16 protein-coding genes are annotated in these 14992 nt (G+C 68.0%); 9 read left to right on the top strand and 7 right to left on the bottom strand.

What is annotated here, in order from left to right:
• The 5 genes from LOK44_RS27865 to LOK44_RS27845 form a co-directional block, all read right to left on the bottom strand.
• Entirely contained in the window at window positions 1-1032 is a 1032-nt protein-coding gene (locus LOK44_RS27865) for a ferredoxin--NADP reductase (protein WP_237573314.1), read from the bottom strand.
• Between the two features lie 66 nt (window positions 1033-1098).
• Entirely contained in the window at window positions 1099-1551 is a 453-nt protein-coding gene (locus tag LOK44_RS27860; RefSeq protein ID WP_237573362.1) for a MarR family winged helix-turn-helix transcriptional regulator, read from the bottom strand.
• Window positions 1552-1584: 33 nt separating this feature from the next.
• Complete coding sequence (locus LOK44_RS27855; RefSeq protein ID WP_237573313.1) at window positions 1585-2865, bottom strand: metal-dependent hydrolase family protein; 1281 nt, start codon at window positions 2863-2865, stop codon at window positions 1585-1587.
• Window positions 2862-3185, bottom strand: coding sequence for a hypothetical protein (locus LOK44_RS27850; protein ID WP_237573361.1), 324 nt, complete (start codon window positions 3183-3185; stop codon window positions 2862-2864). The genes LOK44_RS27855 and LOK44_RS27850 overlap by 4 nt, the downstream gene beginning before the upstream one ends.
• Window positions 3186-3214: 29 nt before the next feature.
• Window positions 3215-4516, bottom strand: a complete 1302-nt coding sequence (locus LOK44_RS27845; protein WP_237573312.1) for an aromatic ring-hydroxylating oxygenase subunit alpha — start codon at window positions 4514-4516, stop codon at window positions 3215-3217.
• Between the two features lie 196 nt (window positions 4517-4712).
• Here LOK44_RS27845 and LOK44_RS27840 point away from each other — a divergent pair, with 196 nt between their 5' ends.
• Entirely contained in the window at window positions 4713-6170 is a 1458-nt protein-coding gene (locus LOK44_RS27840) for an aldehyde dehydrogenase (RefSeq protein WP_237573311.1), read from the top strand.
• A gap of 1 nt (window position 6171) precedes the next feature.
• Entirely contained in the window at window positions 6172-6957 is a 786-nt protein-coding gene (locus LOK44_RS27835) for an emopamil-binding protein (protein ID WP_237573310.1), read from the top strand.
• Here LOK44_RS27835 and LOK44_RS27830 read toward each other — a convergent pair.
• Complete coding sequence (locus LOK44_RS27830) at window positions 6914-7546, bottom strand: TetR/AcrR family transcriptional regulator (RefSeq protein WP_237573360.1); 633 nt, start codon at window positions 7544-7546, stop codon at window positions 6914-6916. The two genes, LOK44_RS27835 and LOK44_RS27830, sit on opposite strands and share 44 nt — an antisense overlap.
• Window positions 7547-7649: 103 nt before the next feature.
• On the opposite strand from LOK44_RS27830, the gene LOK44_RS27825 reads away from it, so the two are divergent.
• The 6 genes from LOK44_RS27825 to LOK44_RS27800 all read left to right on the top strand — a co-directional run bounded on the left by LOK44_RS27825 (window position 7650) and on the right by LOK44_RS27800 (window position 14044).
• Window positions 7650-8840, top strand: a complete 1191-nt coding sequence (locus LOK44_RS27825) for a spirocyclase AveC family protein (protein ID WP_237573309.1) — start codon at window positions 7650-7652, stop codon at window positions 8838-8840.
• Window positions 8827-9648, top strand: coding sequence for a CbbQ/NirQ/NorQ/GpvN family protein (locus tag LOK44_RS27820; RefSeq protein ID WP_237573308.1), 822 nt, complete (start codon window positions 8827-8829; stop codon window positions 9646-9648). The genes LOK44_RS27825 and LOK44_RS27820 overlap by 14 nt, the downstream gene beginning before the upstream one ends.
• Before the next feature lie 35 nt (window positions 9649-9683).
• Window positions 9684-11342, top strand: coding sequence for a nitric oxide reductase activation protein NorD (locus LOK44_RS27815; RefSeq protein WP_237573307.1), 1659 nt, complete (start codon window positions 9684-9686; stop codon window positions 11340-11342).
• A 69-nt stretch (window positions 11343-11411) separates the two neighbouring features.
• Window positions 11412-12323, top strand: a complete 912-nt coding sequence (locus tag LOK44_RS27810; protein WP_237573359.1) for an NAD-dependent epimerase/dehydratase family protein — start codon at window positions 11412-11414, stop codon at window positions 12321-12323.
• Window positions 12324-12331: 8 nt separating this feature from the next.
• On the top strand, window positions 12332-13075 hold the full coding sequence (locus LOK44_RS27805; RefSeq protein WP_237573306.1) for a hypothetical protein: 744 nt from the start codon (window positions 12332-12334) through the stop codon (window positions 13073-13075).
• 12 nt (window positions 13076-13087) lie between these two features.
• A complete protein-coding gene (locus LOK44_RS27800; protein ID WP_237573305.1) occupies window positions 13088-14044 on the top strand; it encodes a TIGR03564 family F420-dependent LLM class oxidoreductase in 957 nt (318 codons plus the stop codon).
• A gap of 7 nt (window positions 14045-14051) precedes the next feature.
• Here the strand turns inward: LOK44_RS27800 and LOK44_RS27795 are convergent, their stop codons facing one another.
• Window positions 14052-14237 carry a hypothetical protein gene (locus tag LOK44_RS27795; RefSeq protein ID WP_237573304.1) on the bottom strand — a complete coding sequence of 62 codons (186 nt, stop codon included), beginning with the start codon at window positions 14235-14237 and terminating at the stop codon, window positions 14052-14054.
• 82 nt (window positions 14238-14319) lie between these two features.
• Between LOK44_RS27795 and LOK44_RS27790 the strand changes: the two genes are divergently transcribed.
• Entirely contained in the window at window positions 14320-14979 is a 660-nt protein-coding gene (locus tag LOK44_RS27790) for a TetR/AcrR family transcriptional regulator (protein WP_237573303.1), read from the top strand.
• The last annotated feature ends 13 nt before the right edge of the window (window positions 14980-14992 follow it).

Here is a 14992-nt window from a genome sequence, read left to right as displayed (position 1 = left end):
CTAGTCGTAGACCACGTGGACCGTGCGGCTGGTGGGCAGTGACTGACACGTCAGCACCCAGCCCTCCTCCACCTCGTCGTCGTCGAGGGCGTCGTTGTTCAACATGCGGGCGGTACCGGCGACGACGCGCGCCATGCAGGTGCCACACGAACCGGTCTCGCACGACGCCGGGGCGCGCAACCCTGCCATCCGCGCGGTCTGCAGCAGCGTCTCGCCGCGCCGGTAGGTCGCCGTGGTCGTCTTTCGATCGAGGTCGATCACGACCTGCTCGGTCAATGCGGTCTCTGGCTCGTCGTCGGTCACCCCGGGAGGCACGGCGGACACCGTGAAGCGCTCGAGGTGCACCCGGGACTTGGGGACACCCGCCGCGGCGAGGGCCGACTCGACCGTGTCCATGAACGGCGCGGGTCCGCACACGTAGCAGTCCGCTCCTCGGGACTCTGAGACGAACGCTTCGATCGCCGACCCCGTCACCACGCCGCTGTCGTCGTCGAAGTGGTGCCGCAGCAGCAGGTGACCCGGATGCTCGGTGGCGAGCTTCGCCAGTGCTTCCGAGAAGATGACCGATTCTCGGCTTCGGTTGGCGTAGAACAGCTGCACGCGTCGCTCGGAATCCGCCAGGGCGGTACGGATCAACGACATGATCGGCGTGATGCCACTGCCGCCGGCGAACGCGACCAGGTCAGCGTCGGTCGGCGCGCCGGGCGTGAGGACGAACCGGCCCTCCGGGGGCGCGGCGAGCAGCTCGTCGCCTGCGGCGGCGGAGTCGTTGAGCCAGTTGGAGACGACCCCGGCGGAGTCACGCTTGACCGTGATGCGCAACTCGGCCTCGATCGGCGCCGATGACATCGAGTAGCACCGGCGGTGACTGCTGCCGTCGACGTCTACCCGGACGGTGAGGAACTGGCCAGCCTGATAGTGGAAACGATCTTCGCTCGGCCCGGGGACGTCGAGTACCAGCGATACGGCATCGGAGGTCTCGCGCACGACCCGCTTGATGCGGAGCGGCGTGAATCCATCGGCGTCGGTCATCCCGACGACAATATCAAGTACTTGTCATTGACATCAAGTACTTGCCATCGTCGGATGTTCGCGGGATCAGTCGGCGACGTGGTCGGCGTACAGCTCGTGCCCGGTGCCCTGCTCGACCACGCGCCCGAGCAGCTCGCGTAGCGTGCGCTGCTCGGCGCTGCTCAGAACGCCAAACACCTTGTCGTGCGCGGCTATCGCGTCGTGCACGACGGCCGCGGCGATCTCCCGGCCCCTGTCGGTCAGGAAGGCCTGCAGGATGCGGCCGTGCTGGGGATCCTTCTTGCGCTGCACGAGGCCGCGCTTCTCCAACGCGGTCAGCGCGAGTTGCACGCCCTGGGGGCTGATGAGCAGGCGGCGCGCCAGTTCGGCACCCGACAGACCGGGTTCGTTCGACAGTTGGCGCAGCACGCCGATCTGGGCGGTACTGACGCCGTGATCGCTCACGGCCTCGTTGACCGACGTCAGCGAGAAGTAGAACGCCTGCTTGAGCAACCACAGGATGTTGTCGGTGAGTTCGATGCCAGCCACGTCGCGCGCCTTCATGCCTAGACGTTAGCCGCCGCCGACGCCATCCCGCCCACCCTCGTGAACGACGCCGTCCTTCATCACGAAGCGGACGTCGAGAGTGCTCGCGATGTCCTGCGACGGATCCCCCGGGACCGCAATGACGTCCGCCAGGTACCCCGGCGCCAGCCGGCCCAGTTCGTCGTCGGAGTCGATGAGTTCGGCACTCGTGATCGTTGCCGCTCGCAACGCCTGCATCGGCGTCATGCCGCGGGCCACCAGGGCCCGCAGCTCCTTGGCGTTCTGGCCGTGCGGCACCGCGGGTGCATCCGTGCCGCAGGCGATGCGGACGCCGGCTGCGATCGCCTTGGGCAGCATGGCTTGCGCCTGCGGGAAGACCACTTCGGCCTTCCTGCGCAGTTCGGGCGCGATCCGGTCGATTGCCATCGCCTCGGTGAGATAGGTCGTGGACACCAGGAAGGTGCCGTGGTCGACCATCATCTGGATGGTGTCGTCCGTGGCGAGGAAGCCGTGCTCGATGCAGTCGATGCCCGCCTTGATGCAGGCACGGATGGCACTGTCCCCCACCGCGTGCGCGGCGACGCGCACGCCGGCACGGTGCGCCTCGTCGGCGATCGCCGCGAACTCGTCGTCCGAATACTGTTGCGCACCAGGGGCGGTGCTGTGCGACATGACGCCACCCGACGCCGACACCTTGATCAGCTTGGCTCCGTGCCTGATCTGGTAGCGCACGCACGCCCGGACCTCGTCGACCCCGTTGGCGATGCCCTCGGCGACCGACAGCGGCATGATGCCCGGCGCCAGGCGCTGAAACACCGTCGGGTCCAGGTGGCCGCCGTACGGCGTCACCGCGTGACCGGCCGGAAAGATCCGCGGACCCGCGTGCCAGCCCTGCTCGATCGCGCGTTGCAATGCCACGTCGAGCAGGTATCCCCCGGTCTTGACCATCAGCCCCAGGTTGCGAACCGTCGTGAACCCGGCTTCGAGCGTCGTGCGGGCGTTGACCGCACCGCGCAGGGTCCGGTACGCCGGATCGTCCTGCACGCCGTGCATGGGACTGGGCAGACCCTCTGGACCGCCCGGACCGCCGATCAGCAGGTTGAGTTCCATGTCCATCAGCCCGGGCAGCAGCGTGACGTCGCCGAGATCGATGTCGTGCTTCGGCTTCTCCGGCACGACGGCCGGATTCACGGCCTGGATGCGATTGCCGTCGATCACCAGGACGGCCGGCGTGCGCACCACCCCCGCCTCGACGTCGGCCCATCGGGCCGCCCGCAGAACGGTCACATCCGCGGCGGGATCGGTCACGGCACCGGCTCGACGTCGCAGTCCAGAGTCGTGGCACCGGAATCGGGAACCCGCGGCTGCTTCCAGCACTCCACCGGGAACGAGACCATGATCATCGAGTAGAGCAGGTGCATGAGACTGAGGACGTCCTCGGGCAGATCGTCGAGGGGGAACTTGTCGCAGAACGCGATCGCCTCCTCCGCCCGCGCCGTGATCGCGTCGTAGAACGCCTGCATGTCACGCATGGTGCTGCCCAACCGCTTGGCGTACCGCTCGCGCTCGGAGCCCAGGCACCAGTCGGCGGCGAACGGCTCGAGATCGGCGAACTCGGGCGGCAGCATGGGCTCGCGTGCGGTCGCGTGCGCCGCGGTCACGGGACCGTCACCTCCTGCTTGCGCAGGTAGTCCTCGACCCACGCGGCAGTCTCCTTGTGCAGGTGGCGAATCAGGACTTCCTGATCGCACAGCACGAAGTCGTCGAGTACGCGCGACTCGATCATGCTCTGGGTCGCTTCCAGGGTGTTCGCATCCTGCAGCCCGTATTCCTTGAACGACACCGCGGCCAGCTCCTGGGCGATGCGCTCACGCGGCGTGCGGGGTTCGGGGAAGTACACCGTGCCCTCGAACAGGTGGGTGTTGTGGGTCAGTGGCCAGTAGTGATAGGTCAGGTACCACCCCTGTCCCCAGAACAGGATGACGAAGTTCGGGAACAGCTGGAACGAGTCGAGGCCCCAGGGATCGCACTTCGCGGGATTGAGTCCGACCGGCATCTCGCCGAGATCCTGAGCGTCCCACGGGCCGAAGAGACCGCTCTGACAGATGTCCTCGATCGGCTTGCGCATCTCGTCGGCCATCTCCCACGCCCGCACCCCCGAGGTGCTCACCAGTCGGTGCGGACCTTCGATGCGGTAGTGCGGCGCCTCGAAACCGGCCTCCGCGGCGGCCTTCGAGTAGGCGGTCGGCGACTGGTTCGCATGCAGCACGGGTGCGTGATAGAACTCCTGGAACGCGTCCATGTAGAGCTTCCAATTGGCCTTGACCTCGGAGCGGTAGTGGAACCGCGAGGTCATCCGGCCGAAGGGGTAGCCGGCCAGGTTGGTGATCATCGGGCCGAGGAAGTCGTGCAGCGTCTGCTCGGGTTCGGCTGCGAAGTTGACGAAGACGAAGCCCTCCCACACCTCGCAGTGCACGTCGACCAGCCCGTAACGGCTCTTGTCGAGATCGAAGAACTCACCCTCCTGCTGCACGAAGGTCAGGTTGCCGTCGAGGTCGTAGCGCCACGCGTGGTACTTGCAGGTGAACTGCCTGCACACCCCGCTGGTCTCCTCCAGCGGCATGTCGTTCCACACCAGTTTGTTGCCACGGTGCCGGCAGATGTTGTGGTACGCCTTCACCTCACCGGTGCCGATTTCCCCGTCGCTGCGCTCGCCGGACGTCGTGCGCACGACGATGATCGACGTGTTGACGACCTTCATCTCCTTGGTGAAGTAGCTGCCCTTGCGCGGAAGCTGCTCCACCCGACCGACGTTCAGCCAGGCGCGCTTGAACACCGCCTTGCGTTCCACCTCGAAGAACTCCGGGTCGATCGAGTCCTCGTAGGACACCGGACCGGTACCCAGATCGGGATAGTGCTCCGTCCAGCTGCCCTCGGGCGGCTTCGGGAATCGGGCCATGATCGCCTCCTGGTAAGTGCACTCGCGCCGTGCCGCACCCCTCGCGAAGCCCGCTGGTCGGCCGTCACGCGCAAACGACCACGCGCAGCTGCCTTTTCACGAAATCGCAAGGGTCGTTCACGTCGACGGTATATGCTGCCCACATCAATCGCAAGTAGTTGATATTCGACGATCAAGGCATCGAGGAGGCGCCGCCGTGCGGCACGACGAACTCTTCATCGGCGGCCAGTGGCGCGCTCCGAGCAGCGACCGGCGCATCGAGGTCATCTCACCGCATACCGAGGAGACGATCGCGAGCGTGGCGACCGCCGCGCCCGCCGACGTCGACCTCGCGGTGGCGGCGGCCAGGACGGCGTTCGACGACGGCCCGTGGCCGCGCACGGAACCGGCAGAACGCATCGCCGCGGTGCGTCGGCTGGCCAAGTCCTACGGTGACCGGCGCGCCGAGATGGCGGCCCTGATCAGCGCCGAGATCGGCGCTCCGATCAGCTTCGCTCAGCGGGCTCAGGTCGCACTCCCGTGGTCGATGATGGACGCCTTCTGCGATCTCGCCGAGGACCACCCGTGGCGCGAGATCCGGGCCGGCCGCTACGGCTCCGACGTCCACGTCCTGCACGAACCGGTCGGCGTCGTCGCCGCGATCGTGCCGTGGAACATGCCCCAGTTCTTGATCGTCACCAAGCTCGTGCCCGCGCTACTGGCCGGGTGCACGGTGGTGCTCAAGCCCGCGCCCGAGGCACCGCTCGACGCGCTGTTGCTGGCCGAACTCCTCGCGGACGCCGACTTCCCGGCGGGCGTGGTGAGCGTGCTGCCCGGCGACGGCACGGTGGGCGAATACCTGGTGGGCCACCCCGGCGTCGACAAGGTGTCGTTCACCGGTTCCACGGCCGCGGGCCGTGCCGTGGCCACGACCTGTGCGCGAGACCTGCGTCGGGTCAGCCTCGAACTCGGCGGAAAGTCCGCGGCAATCGTGCTCGACGATGCAGACCCAGGCGCCGTGGCGACGGGCATCCGCTCGGCGAGCCTGTCGAACAGCGGACAGATCTGCAATGCGTTGACCCGCATCCTGGTTCCCGAGAACAGGGCGGCAGAGTACGTCGATGCACTCGTCGCCGAGGTGGCGCCACTGCGCGTCGGCGACCCTGCCGATGCGGCAACGCAGGTGGGACCGCTGGTCTCCCGCCGGCAACGAGAACGCGTATCGGACTACATCGAACGGGGCACGCAGCAGGGCGCTCGCGTGGTGACCGGCGGTGCCGGCATGCCCGACGGACTCGAGCGCGGATGGTTCGTCCGGCCGACGATCTTCGACCGCGCCGACAACGAGATGACCATCGCCCGCGAGGAGATCTTCGGCCCGGTGTTGACCGTGATCGCCTACGCCGACGAGAACGATGCGGTCGCGATCGCCAACGACTCCGACTACGGCCTGGCGGGGTCGGTGTTCACCGACGACACCGACCGCGGCATGGCGGTCGCGGCACGCGTGCGCACCGGAACGTTCGGGGTCAACCAGGGCTACACCATGGACCCCTTCGCCCCGTTCGGCGGAGTGAAGGGCAGTGGCTACGGCCGCGAACTCGGCCGCGAGGGAATCGACGGCTACACCGACACGAAGTCCATCGCCGTGGCACCAGCGACCAAGGGAGCATGAGTTGTCCACCGACGCGATCTCGGGCCACGACACGAATTTCGCCCAGCCGTGGGCGCCGCACCGGCTGCGGATCTACACCGCCACGGCGCTGTTCACCACACTGATGTTCGTCGGGATGACGATCGGCGTGGGCGTCGGCCTCATCCCGCCGAGTTTCGCGGTGGACGTCATCGCCAACATGCTGTTCGGCATTCCGGTGATCCTGCTGCCGTTCGTCTTGCTGTGGAACGCGCCGGGCGAACGCCGGACCCGCCTGGACAAGGCCGCCGAACTGACGCTGTTCTACCTGCCCTACACCGCATGCAGCCAGATCGGCTACGAGCTGATGTTCCTCATCGGCCATCCGCTGGGACTATGGACGCCCACCGACGATCCAGGGTGGAAGTGGCTGTGGTGGCAGTACGCACTGGCCGACACCCGGTACGTCAGCGGAAATCCGTGGATCCTCGCCCTCGAGATCGTCGGGGTGCTCACCGGCACCATGGTGTTCGTGATGTGGACCCGGCTGGTCCGGACCACCCTGTCGGACGAGGCGCGGATCCGCTGCCTGTGGTTCGCCTTCGTGGGGTGCGCGATCCTGATGAGCAGCACCGCCATCTACTTCCTTGCGGAAGTGGGAGCCGGCTTCGAGAACATCGGCCAGGGCGCCTACGGCCTCGGCTTCAAGTTCATCGCCGAGAACGTGCCGTTCATCGTGCTGCCGCCGTTGGTGCTGTACGCGATCTACCTGCAGATCGACCACCTCACTCGGCGGGCCGGACCTCGCGCGGCCATTCCGGCAACTTGATTGCCGACACGTACATCTCGACGATGGGACGGAAGAGGTCGACGTCGTCGAGTTGGCTGCCCAGCACCACCGAATCGCTGGTGGCGACGAGCACCTGCGCCAACGTCGTCGCCGGGATGAGCAGAGTTCCGCCGAGCCGGTCGACACCCGCCACGATGAACTTCGCGAGCTTGTCCACCACCTCCGACCGCTTCGCGGCCACCCGCTGGCGCGCTTCGGGATTGCGCAGCAGGTACAGCGTGAACTCGTGGCCGAGCGCGGCGTGCTCGGCGCCGCGGTCGATGCTCAACTGGCGCCACCGCTGGGCGATCTCGTCGAGTTCGGGCGCACCGACCTGGTCTGCCGTCGACATCGCCTCGGCGAAATTGTCGAAGTAGCGGCGCCAGTAGCGGTCGCTGACCTCGAGGAACAACTCCTCCTTGGTGGCGAAGTGCTTGTAGATGGCACCCTTGGTGTACCCCGCCGTGTGCGCGATGTCATCGAGAGTGGCTGTGGTGAAGCCCTTTTCGGCGAAGACGTCCTCGGCAGCGTCGAGCAGCAGTGACCTCGTGTGCTCGAGCCGTCGCTCGCGCGTCCACCGCTCCGCCATGGTGAAAGTCTGCCACAGCATCTGAGAAACCCATTGGATGTTCAGATACCGGCTGGTATCTTCTCGACAACGAGATGTCCGCTGCGGTTTCCAGGAGGCACGAGTGAGCGAATCGTCGAAGAAGTCCGCCATCACCGAATCGGTGAGTAGCACCCCAGGTTTCGGGCGAGGGCTCGGCACCGAGACACCTCGATCGTCGAACGCCATCAAGATCTGGGCGGCCGTCGGCGCCCTGTTCCTGGCCTACACCGTCTACGTGTTCGTCCGGTGGGTCAGCGGACCCTTCTTCGAGCCGGTGGCGGGAGGTCCGACCGAGCCGCCGATGTACATGCAGATCCCGCTGATGGCCAACGCCATAGTGCTCTGGATCGGCCTGCCGTTCGCGCTCTGGTACTTCCTCATCCGGCCGTGGGTGCGGGAGAGGCGCTTCACGCTCGACGGCATGCTGCTGGTGTCGATGGGCCTGATGATGTTCCAGGACCCGATGCTGAACTACTACAGCACCTGGTGCACGTACAACGCATGGCTGTGGAACCGAGGGTCCTGGGCACCGCACATTCCGGGCTGGGTGGCATACGAGGAACCCGGCCATACCGTGCCCGAACCGCTGCTGACCAACATCCCCGGCTACATGTACGGCGTGCTGCTGCTGACCATCGTCGGGTGTTGGGTCATGCGAAGGATCAAGAACCGTTGGCCGTCGATCACGAATCTGCGACTGATCCTGGTCACCTACGCGATCGCCTTCGTCTTCGACTTCGTCATGGAGGCGCTGATCATGCTGCCGATCGGCTTCTACTCCTACCCCGGTGCCATCCAGTCCCTTTCGTTCAACGCAGGCACGTACTACCAGTGGCCGATCTACGAGGGTCTGATGTGGGGTGGCGTCCAGGCGGCGCTGTGCTGCCTGCGCTTCTTCACCGATGACCGTGGACGCACCGTGGTCGAACGTGGCCTCGACGGCATCCGAGGCGGAGTCGCCAAGCAGCAGTTCACGCGCTTCCTGGCGATCTTCGGCGGTGTCAGCGCGTGCTTCTTCCTCTTCTACAACGTGCCGGCGACCTGGCTGGGCATGCATGGCGACCCCTGGCCTGAAGACGTACAGAAGCGTTCGTACTTCAACCCCGGCATCTGCGGCGAGGGAACCGACCGACCGTGTCCCAATCCCGATCTGCCACTGCCGACCAAGCACTCGGGGTACGTGAATCACGACGGCGTACTCGTGTTGCCAGAAGGCGTGACGATCCCGTCCGTCGTACCGATTCAGGGCAGCAACGGCAATGACGCTGAGTGACTTTCGGTCGTCGGCAGAGCCGGCCTCGACTCCGCCGTTCTACCGGGCGGTGGGCGACGAGGTCGACGTGTTCCGTGCCGCGGCCCGCCGCGGTCTGCCCGTGCTGCTGAAGGGACCCACCGGGTGCGGCAAGACCCGCTTCGTGGAGGCGATGGCGCACGAACTCGGTCGCGAATTGATCAGCGTCGCCGGCCACGAGGACATGACGTCGGCCGATCTGGTGGGCCGCTTCCTGCTCAAGGGCGGCGAGACCGTCTGGGTCGACGGCCCGTTGACGAGGGCGGTGCGCCAGGGTGCCATCTTCTACCTCGACGAGATCGTGGAGGCCCGGCAGGACACCACGGTCGTCATCCACCCCATCGCCGACCACCGCCGCGAACTCCCCGTCGACCGGCTGGGCGTCACGCTCACCGCGGCACCCGGATTCCAGCTGGTGATCTCCTACAACCCCGGCTACCAGAGCGTGCTGAAGAACCTCAAGGAGTCGACCCGCCAACGCTTCGTCGCGATCGAACTCGGTTTCCCGCCCGCGGCGACCGAGATCGAGGTGGTCGCCCACGAAGCCGGTGTCGACACCGAGACCGCTCGCGCCCTGGTCGTTCTCGGCAATGCGATTCGCAATCTCGATGCGTCCCCGCTTCGTGAGGTCTCGTCGACGCGGATGCTGATCCTGGCCGGCGGCCTCGTCGCCGAAGGGCTCAGCCTGCGCAGCGCGTTGCAGTCGGCGGTCGTCCAGGTGCTCTCCGACGACCCCGATGTCGTGCGTGCGCTCGGCGAACTCGTCGACGCCGTCCTGCCGGCACGGTGAGCGCGAGTCTTTCAGGCCCGGAGCGCTTCCGACTGTTGGCCACCCACGTCGCCGGCCGCGCGGTCGAGGTCGCCGTGGCCCGCGCCGGCGAGTCGGCGTACACCGACGGCACGACGGTGTTCGTGTCGTCGGACCGGCCGGCCGACGAGCAGCGCCGTGAGGTCCTGGTGCAGTGCGCACTGCTGGCAGCAGGGAGCCTCGAACGCCGACTGGTGCGGCCGCTGCGCGGACGTCCGTCGCTGGCGCGCCGGTATCTCGCGGTCGAGGGCAGCCGGGCGCTGGTCGAATTGGCGGGGCGGAGCGCACTCGCCGCGGCGCTGACCGTCGACGTCGGAGTGCGCAGCGCAACCCCGCAGGACTCGCTGAAGGTGGCACGCGGCCGCGCGACGATCGCCGATCCCCCGGCGTGGTTCGGGACGATCAGGCCTGCGCAGCTGACGTCGTCCGACACCGCGCCCGGCGCCCGGCCCACCGACTCCGACCTGCGCCTGCGGGTGGCGGGCTCGAACACACCCGACGACACACCCGACGACGAGGCCGCGGACGACGAGGACGACGACGCCCGGGAGAGCAAGATCCTCAAGCTCTTCGCCGCCCCGGCGTTCACCTCGCAGGGACTCTCGGAGTTCCTGCGCAAGCTGATGGGCACGTCGCGCTCCGGTGCCGACGATGCCGCCGGTGGTGAATTGCGCGGCGGCGCAATGCACCGGAGCAGCGCAGCCGGGCCGGACGCACGACCCTTGCCCACGCCGATCCGATTCACCGACGACGGCAGGCCGGGCGCGGCGATCGGGGTTGGCGGTGCGCTGCATCCCGAGTGGGACGTGCACCGCAAGCGGTACCTGGCCGACTGGTGCCGCGTGCTGGACTTCCCGTTGCGCGCCAGCACTGCCAATCCGGGGGCAGGCGTGCCGGTCGACGACGTGCTGCGGCGACGGCTCTCTCGCGTCGGTCTCGGACCGAAGGTGCTGCGCGGCCGCGCCGACGGCGACGACCTCGACGTCGAGGCGCTCACCGACTTCTTCGTCGATCTACGCTCGGGTCACTCGCCCCCCGAGCACGTCTATCTCGAGCGTCGCAAGATCGCCCGCAACCTCGGCGTCCTGATCCTGCTCGACGCCTCGGGGTCGGCGACCGATACCGACGCCTCCGGGCTCACCGTCCACGACCATCAGCGGCGCGCCGCAGGCACCCTGGCCGCCACGCTCGAGGAACTGGGCGACCGCGTCGCGGTCTACGCCTTCCGGTCCGAGGGCAGGCACGCCGTGCACCTCCCGACGATCAAGACGTTCGGACAACGCTTCGGCGCCGTCGGCCGGGCGCGGCTCGACCAACTGCAGGCGTCGGGGTACACCCGGCTCGGCGCCGCCATCCGCGGCGCCGGCGAAATCTTGAAGAACGAAGCAGGAACGCCCAATCGGTTGCTCCTGGTGCTCTCCGACGGCCATCCCCATGACGATGATTATGAAGGGCGATACGCAGAAGCCGACGCCCACAAGGCCCTCGAGGAACTGCGCGCAGACGGCATGGCATGCCTGTGCCTTTCGGTCGGCGCGTCGACCGGGCTCGAAGCGCTCGAACGCGTCTTCGGGTCGGCCAGCTTCGCCTCGGCCCCGACCCTCGCCGCCCTGAGCCCCCGGATGGACGAACTGTTCCTGTCTGCGCTGCGCGAACTCGCGGTGTCCTCGCCCTGACCGATCCCTTGGCGGCGACGGTATCAAGTACCCGACAACCCCGGGGCGGGTGCGATAGAACTGATGCCGATGCTCGACGACGAGAAGATCCTCATCACCGGCGCCACAGGCAAGATCGCGTTCCCGATCGCCCGCGCGCTGGCCGCACGCAACGACGTCTGGGGAGCCGCGAGGCTGCGCGACCCGGCCGACCGCGAGAGACTGTCCGCCGCCGGCATTCGGCCGGTACCGCTCGACCTCGCCACCGGGGACCTCTCGACGCTGCCCGACGACTTCGACTACGTCTTTCACGCGGCCGTCGACACGGGCGCCGACGACTGGAACCGCTGCGTCACCACCAACGCCCACAACTCCGGTGAACTGCTCCACCACTGCCGCGGCGCCAAGGGCTTCGTCTACTGCTCGACCGGTTCGATCTACGGCTATCAGGGTCGGCGCCCACTCCGGGAGGACGATCCCCCTGGCGTGCCGCTCCGGTCGAACTACAGCTTCTCGAAGGTCGCGGGCGAATCGGTCTGCACGTGGATCGCCCACCGGCATCGCATCCCCCTGACCATCATTCGCATCTGCTCCACCTACGGGCCCGAGGGCGGCGCGCCCGCCGATCGCCTCGAGATGATGCTCGCCGGCAAGCCGATTCGGCTGCACCCCGACCGACCCAACAACTACAACCCGATCTACGAGGACGACTACGTCGAACTCGGCATCCGCGCGATGGAAGTCGCCGACACGCCCCCGGTCGTCGTCAACTGGGCGGGCAGCGAGACCGTCAGCGTCGAGGAGTACTGCACGTTCATGGGCGAACTCGTCGGCGTGGAACCGCGATTCGAGTACACGCCGAGCGCGCACACTCCGCTGTGGCCGGACGTCACCCGCATGCACGCCGTCCTGGGGCGCACGAAGGTCCCGTGGCGAGACGGCTTCAGCCGCATGGTGGCCGCACGGCATCCAGAACTCCACTCGCCGAACCGACCCCACTAGGAGTGCTCGTGCAACTTCCAGGCGCTGCCTCGGACGACGTGACGGCGGTGCTGGCCGCCGGCCGCGGTGACGTGACCACCCTGTTCGTGTCGATGGCTACCCGCCATCCAGACGGGCTCGACGCCGAGTACCTGCAGTGGCACACACTGGACCACCGGCCGGAGCAGCACCGGCTCACGTCGGTGCGCGCATCGGTGCGCCTGGTGTCCACCCCGTCGTGCCGCTCGGCGAGGCTGCCCGGCGACCCCCGCTTCGACGCCGTCGACCACGTGATGACGTACTTCTTCTCGACGCCCGAGGGCATGGGTCCCTTCATGGAGCTGTCGTCGGCGCTCGGGAGCGCAGGCCGGAAGTTGCCGCTGCTGCCACCCGTCGAGCGCGGGGTCTACGGCGTCGACGCCAAGCTCGCCGCCCCGCGGGTCAAGGTGGGCGCCGACGTGCTTCCGTGGTGGCCCGTGCGCGGCATGTTCCTGCTGCTCGAACCCGAGCCGATCGACACGGCACCGCTGCTGGACGTCGACGGTGTGATCGGCGCGTGGTCGAGCAGCAGCCTGGACGTCGCTCCGCGGTTGGCGAGCGCGCCGGTGGGGCAACACCTTTCATACCTGTTCCTGGACGACGACCCCGTCGCGTCGGCGGTCCGGCTCGCGCCCGTGCTCCGGCACCGCTGGCGCCGGGCCGGGGTCCAGCCGCTGTTCGCGGCACCGTTCCACCCGGTGATCCCCCACGAGTGGGAACGCCATGTGCCCTGATCGAGGAGGACCATGCGCATCGGTTTGATGGTCGGAACCGACCGGGAGCGCGCTCGCAATGATCGCCTCCAAGGGCTCGTCGCCGACGGCATCGCGGCGGACGAGGCGGGCTTCAGTTCACTGTGGTTCCCCCAGGTGCCGGGCTACCTGGACGCAATGACTGCGCTGGCGCTGGTCGGCGCCGCCACCTCGCGGATCGAGGTCGGCACTGCCGTGGTGCCCGTCCAGACCCGTCATCCGCTGATCCTGGCGCAGCAGGCACTCACCACCGCCGCGGCGTGCAATGGCCGGTTCACCCTGGGCCTCGGCGTCTCACACGACTGGATCATCGAGGGTCAGCTGGGCATGCCGTACGACCGTCCGGCCAGGATGCTGCGCGACGTTCTCGACGTGCTGGGGGCGGCGCTCGGGGGACCCGGCCAGGTCGACGTCGACAACGACCACTTCAGAGTGCACGCGACGGTGGACGTCACCGACACCGCGGGCCCGCCCGTGCTGCTGGCCGCGCTCGGGCCCACCATGCTGCGGATCGCCGGCGAGCGCGCCGACGGCACGATCCTGTGGATGGCCGACGAGCGTGCCATCGGCGAGCACGTGGTGCCACGAATCCAGGCCGCCGCGAACGCATCCGGGCGATCGGACCCCCGGATCGTGGCGGGTGTACCGGTGTGCGTGTGCCTGCCGCACGAGGTGGACCGGGCGCGCCAGCACGCCGGCGACGTCCTCGGCCACGCCCACCTCTCTCCCAACTACGTTCGGCTGCTGGAACACGGTGATGCCGACGACGTCGGTGACACCATGGCCGCGGGCGACGAATCCGCGGTCGCAGCCCGGTTGCGCGGATACCGCGACGCCGGTGTCACCGATCTCGGTGCACGCGTCGTCCCGATCGGGGATGACCCGGTCACGCGGGCCGCGTCCGCACGGCGCACCCGCGACTTCCTGGCCTCGGTGAGCCCGACGTTCTGACGCCGCCTCAGGGCCGCCTGCGCATCGCCGCGACGACCGACGAGACGACGCTCACGCCCACCGCGACCGCGAACGCGCCGAGGATCAGGTGGCGCGGGCCGTCGGAGGTCGCGTACGCCCACAGCTGCAGCCCGCCTGCGATCAGCGCCAGGCAGCCGAACGCGAGCGCCGCCGCCCGCAGAGCCTTCATCATGCGTTCAGTCTGCCGTCCGGCCCCCGGTAATCGATTTAGTTGGACACTGGTCAGCAAGAGATCCACGCGCTATGGTTCGGAAATGCCGCAACCTTCGCGCGTCGCTGGAGCTGACCAGGGTCAGCGCCGGGCGACTCTGCAGCGGGCGAAGTCGCGGGAGACCAAGCGGATGCTCGTGCAGGCCGCGATGTCGCTGTGGCGGACGCGGGGGTACGCCAACACGACCGTGGCCGAGATCTGCACGGCCGCCGGCGTCTCGAAGGCACTGTTCTACTTCTACTTCCCCCGCAAGGAGGACGTACTGTTCGAAGTCGGCGTCACGTCGACCCAGACCGCGCACCGCACCATCGCCGATCTGCTCGCCGCGGACTACGACGTCGAGGCGGTCGTCGCAGCCGCGCTCCTGGCCCTGGAGAAGTCGATGGCCCGCAACCCGCGCGAACTGGTCGTCGAGACGATCCTCGAGGGCTACCGGCACGAACATCGACTGCTGGCCGACGGCGAGCGCCCCGATCACGGAACCGACATGTTCAGCGAGCTGTTCACCCGCGCACGCACCGACGGGAAGCTGGGCCCCACCGTCGACGACGCGGACGTGGCCCACCTCGCCTACCTCGCGCGGACCATGGTCAGCGAGGGCGCCCGGCAGTGGGCGGCGGGCGCATTCGGCGACAGATCCTTCGCCGACGTCGTGACCGCAGACATCATCACGCTCGTCGATGGCTACCGCCACCGCAGCTAGTTCCCGACCACTG

Source organism: Mycolicibacterium lacusdiani, from assembly GCF_021916785.1.
Lineage (GTDB): Bacteria > Actinomycetota > Actinomycetes > Mycobacteriales > Mycobacteriaceae > Mycobacterium > Mycobacterium lacusdiani.
The sequence above is the reverse complement of the archived record's forward strand: the minus strand, read 5'-3'. Positions and strand labels throughout refer to the sequence as shown.

Coding starts and splice junctions, on each gene's coding strand:
- LOK44_RS27865 (WP_237573314.1), bottom strand. CDS start 1,032: ATGACCGACGCCGATGGATTCACGCCGCTCCGCATCAAGCGGGTCGTG.
- LOK44_RS27850 (WP_237573361.1), bottom strand. CDS start 3,185: ATGCTGCCGCCCGAGTTCGCCGATCTCGAGCCGTTCGCCGCCGACTGG.
- LOK44_RS27845 (WP_237573312.1), bottom strand. CDS start 4,516: ATGGCCCGATTCCCGAAGCCGCCCGAGGGCAGCTGGACGGAGCACTAT.
- LOK44_RS27830 (WP_237573360.1), bottom strand. CDS start 7,546: ATGGCGGAGCGGTGGACGCGCGAGCGACGGCTCGAGCACACGAGGTCA.
- LOK44_RS27820 (WP_237573308.1), top strand. CDS start 8,827: ATGACGCTGAGTGACTTTCGGTCGTCGGCAGAGCCGGCCTCGACTCCG.
- LOK44_RS27810 (WP_237573359.1), top strand. CDS start 11,412: ATGCTCGACGACGAGAAGATCCTCATCACCGGCGCCACAGGCAAGATC.
- LOK44_RS27800 (WP_237573305.1), top strand. CDS start 13,088: ATGCGCATCGGTTTGATGGTCGGAACCGACCGGGAGCGCGCTCGCAAT.
- LOK44_RS27795 (WP_237573304.1), bottom strand. CDS start 14,237: ATGATGAAGGCTCTGCGGGCGGCGGCGCTCGCGTTCGGCTGCCTGGCG.
- LOK44_RS27790 (WP_237573303.1), top strand. CDS start 14,320: ATGCCGCAACCTTCGCGCGTCGCTGGAGCTGACCAGGGTCAGCGCCGG.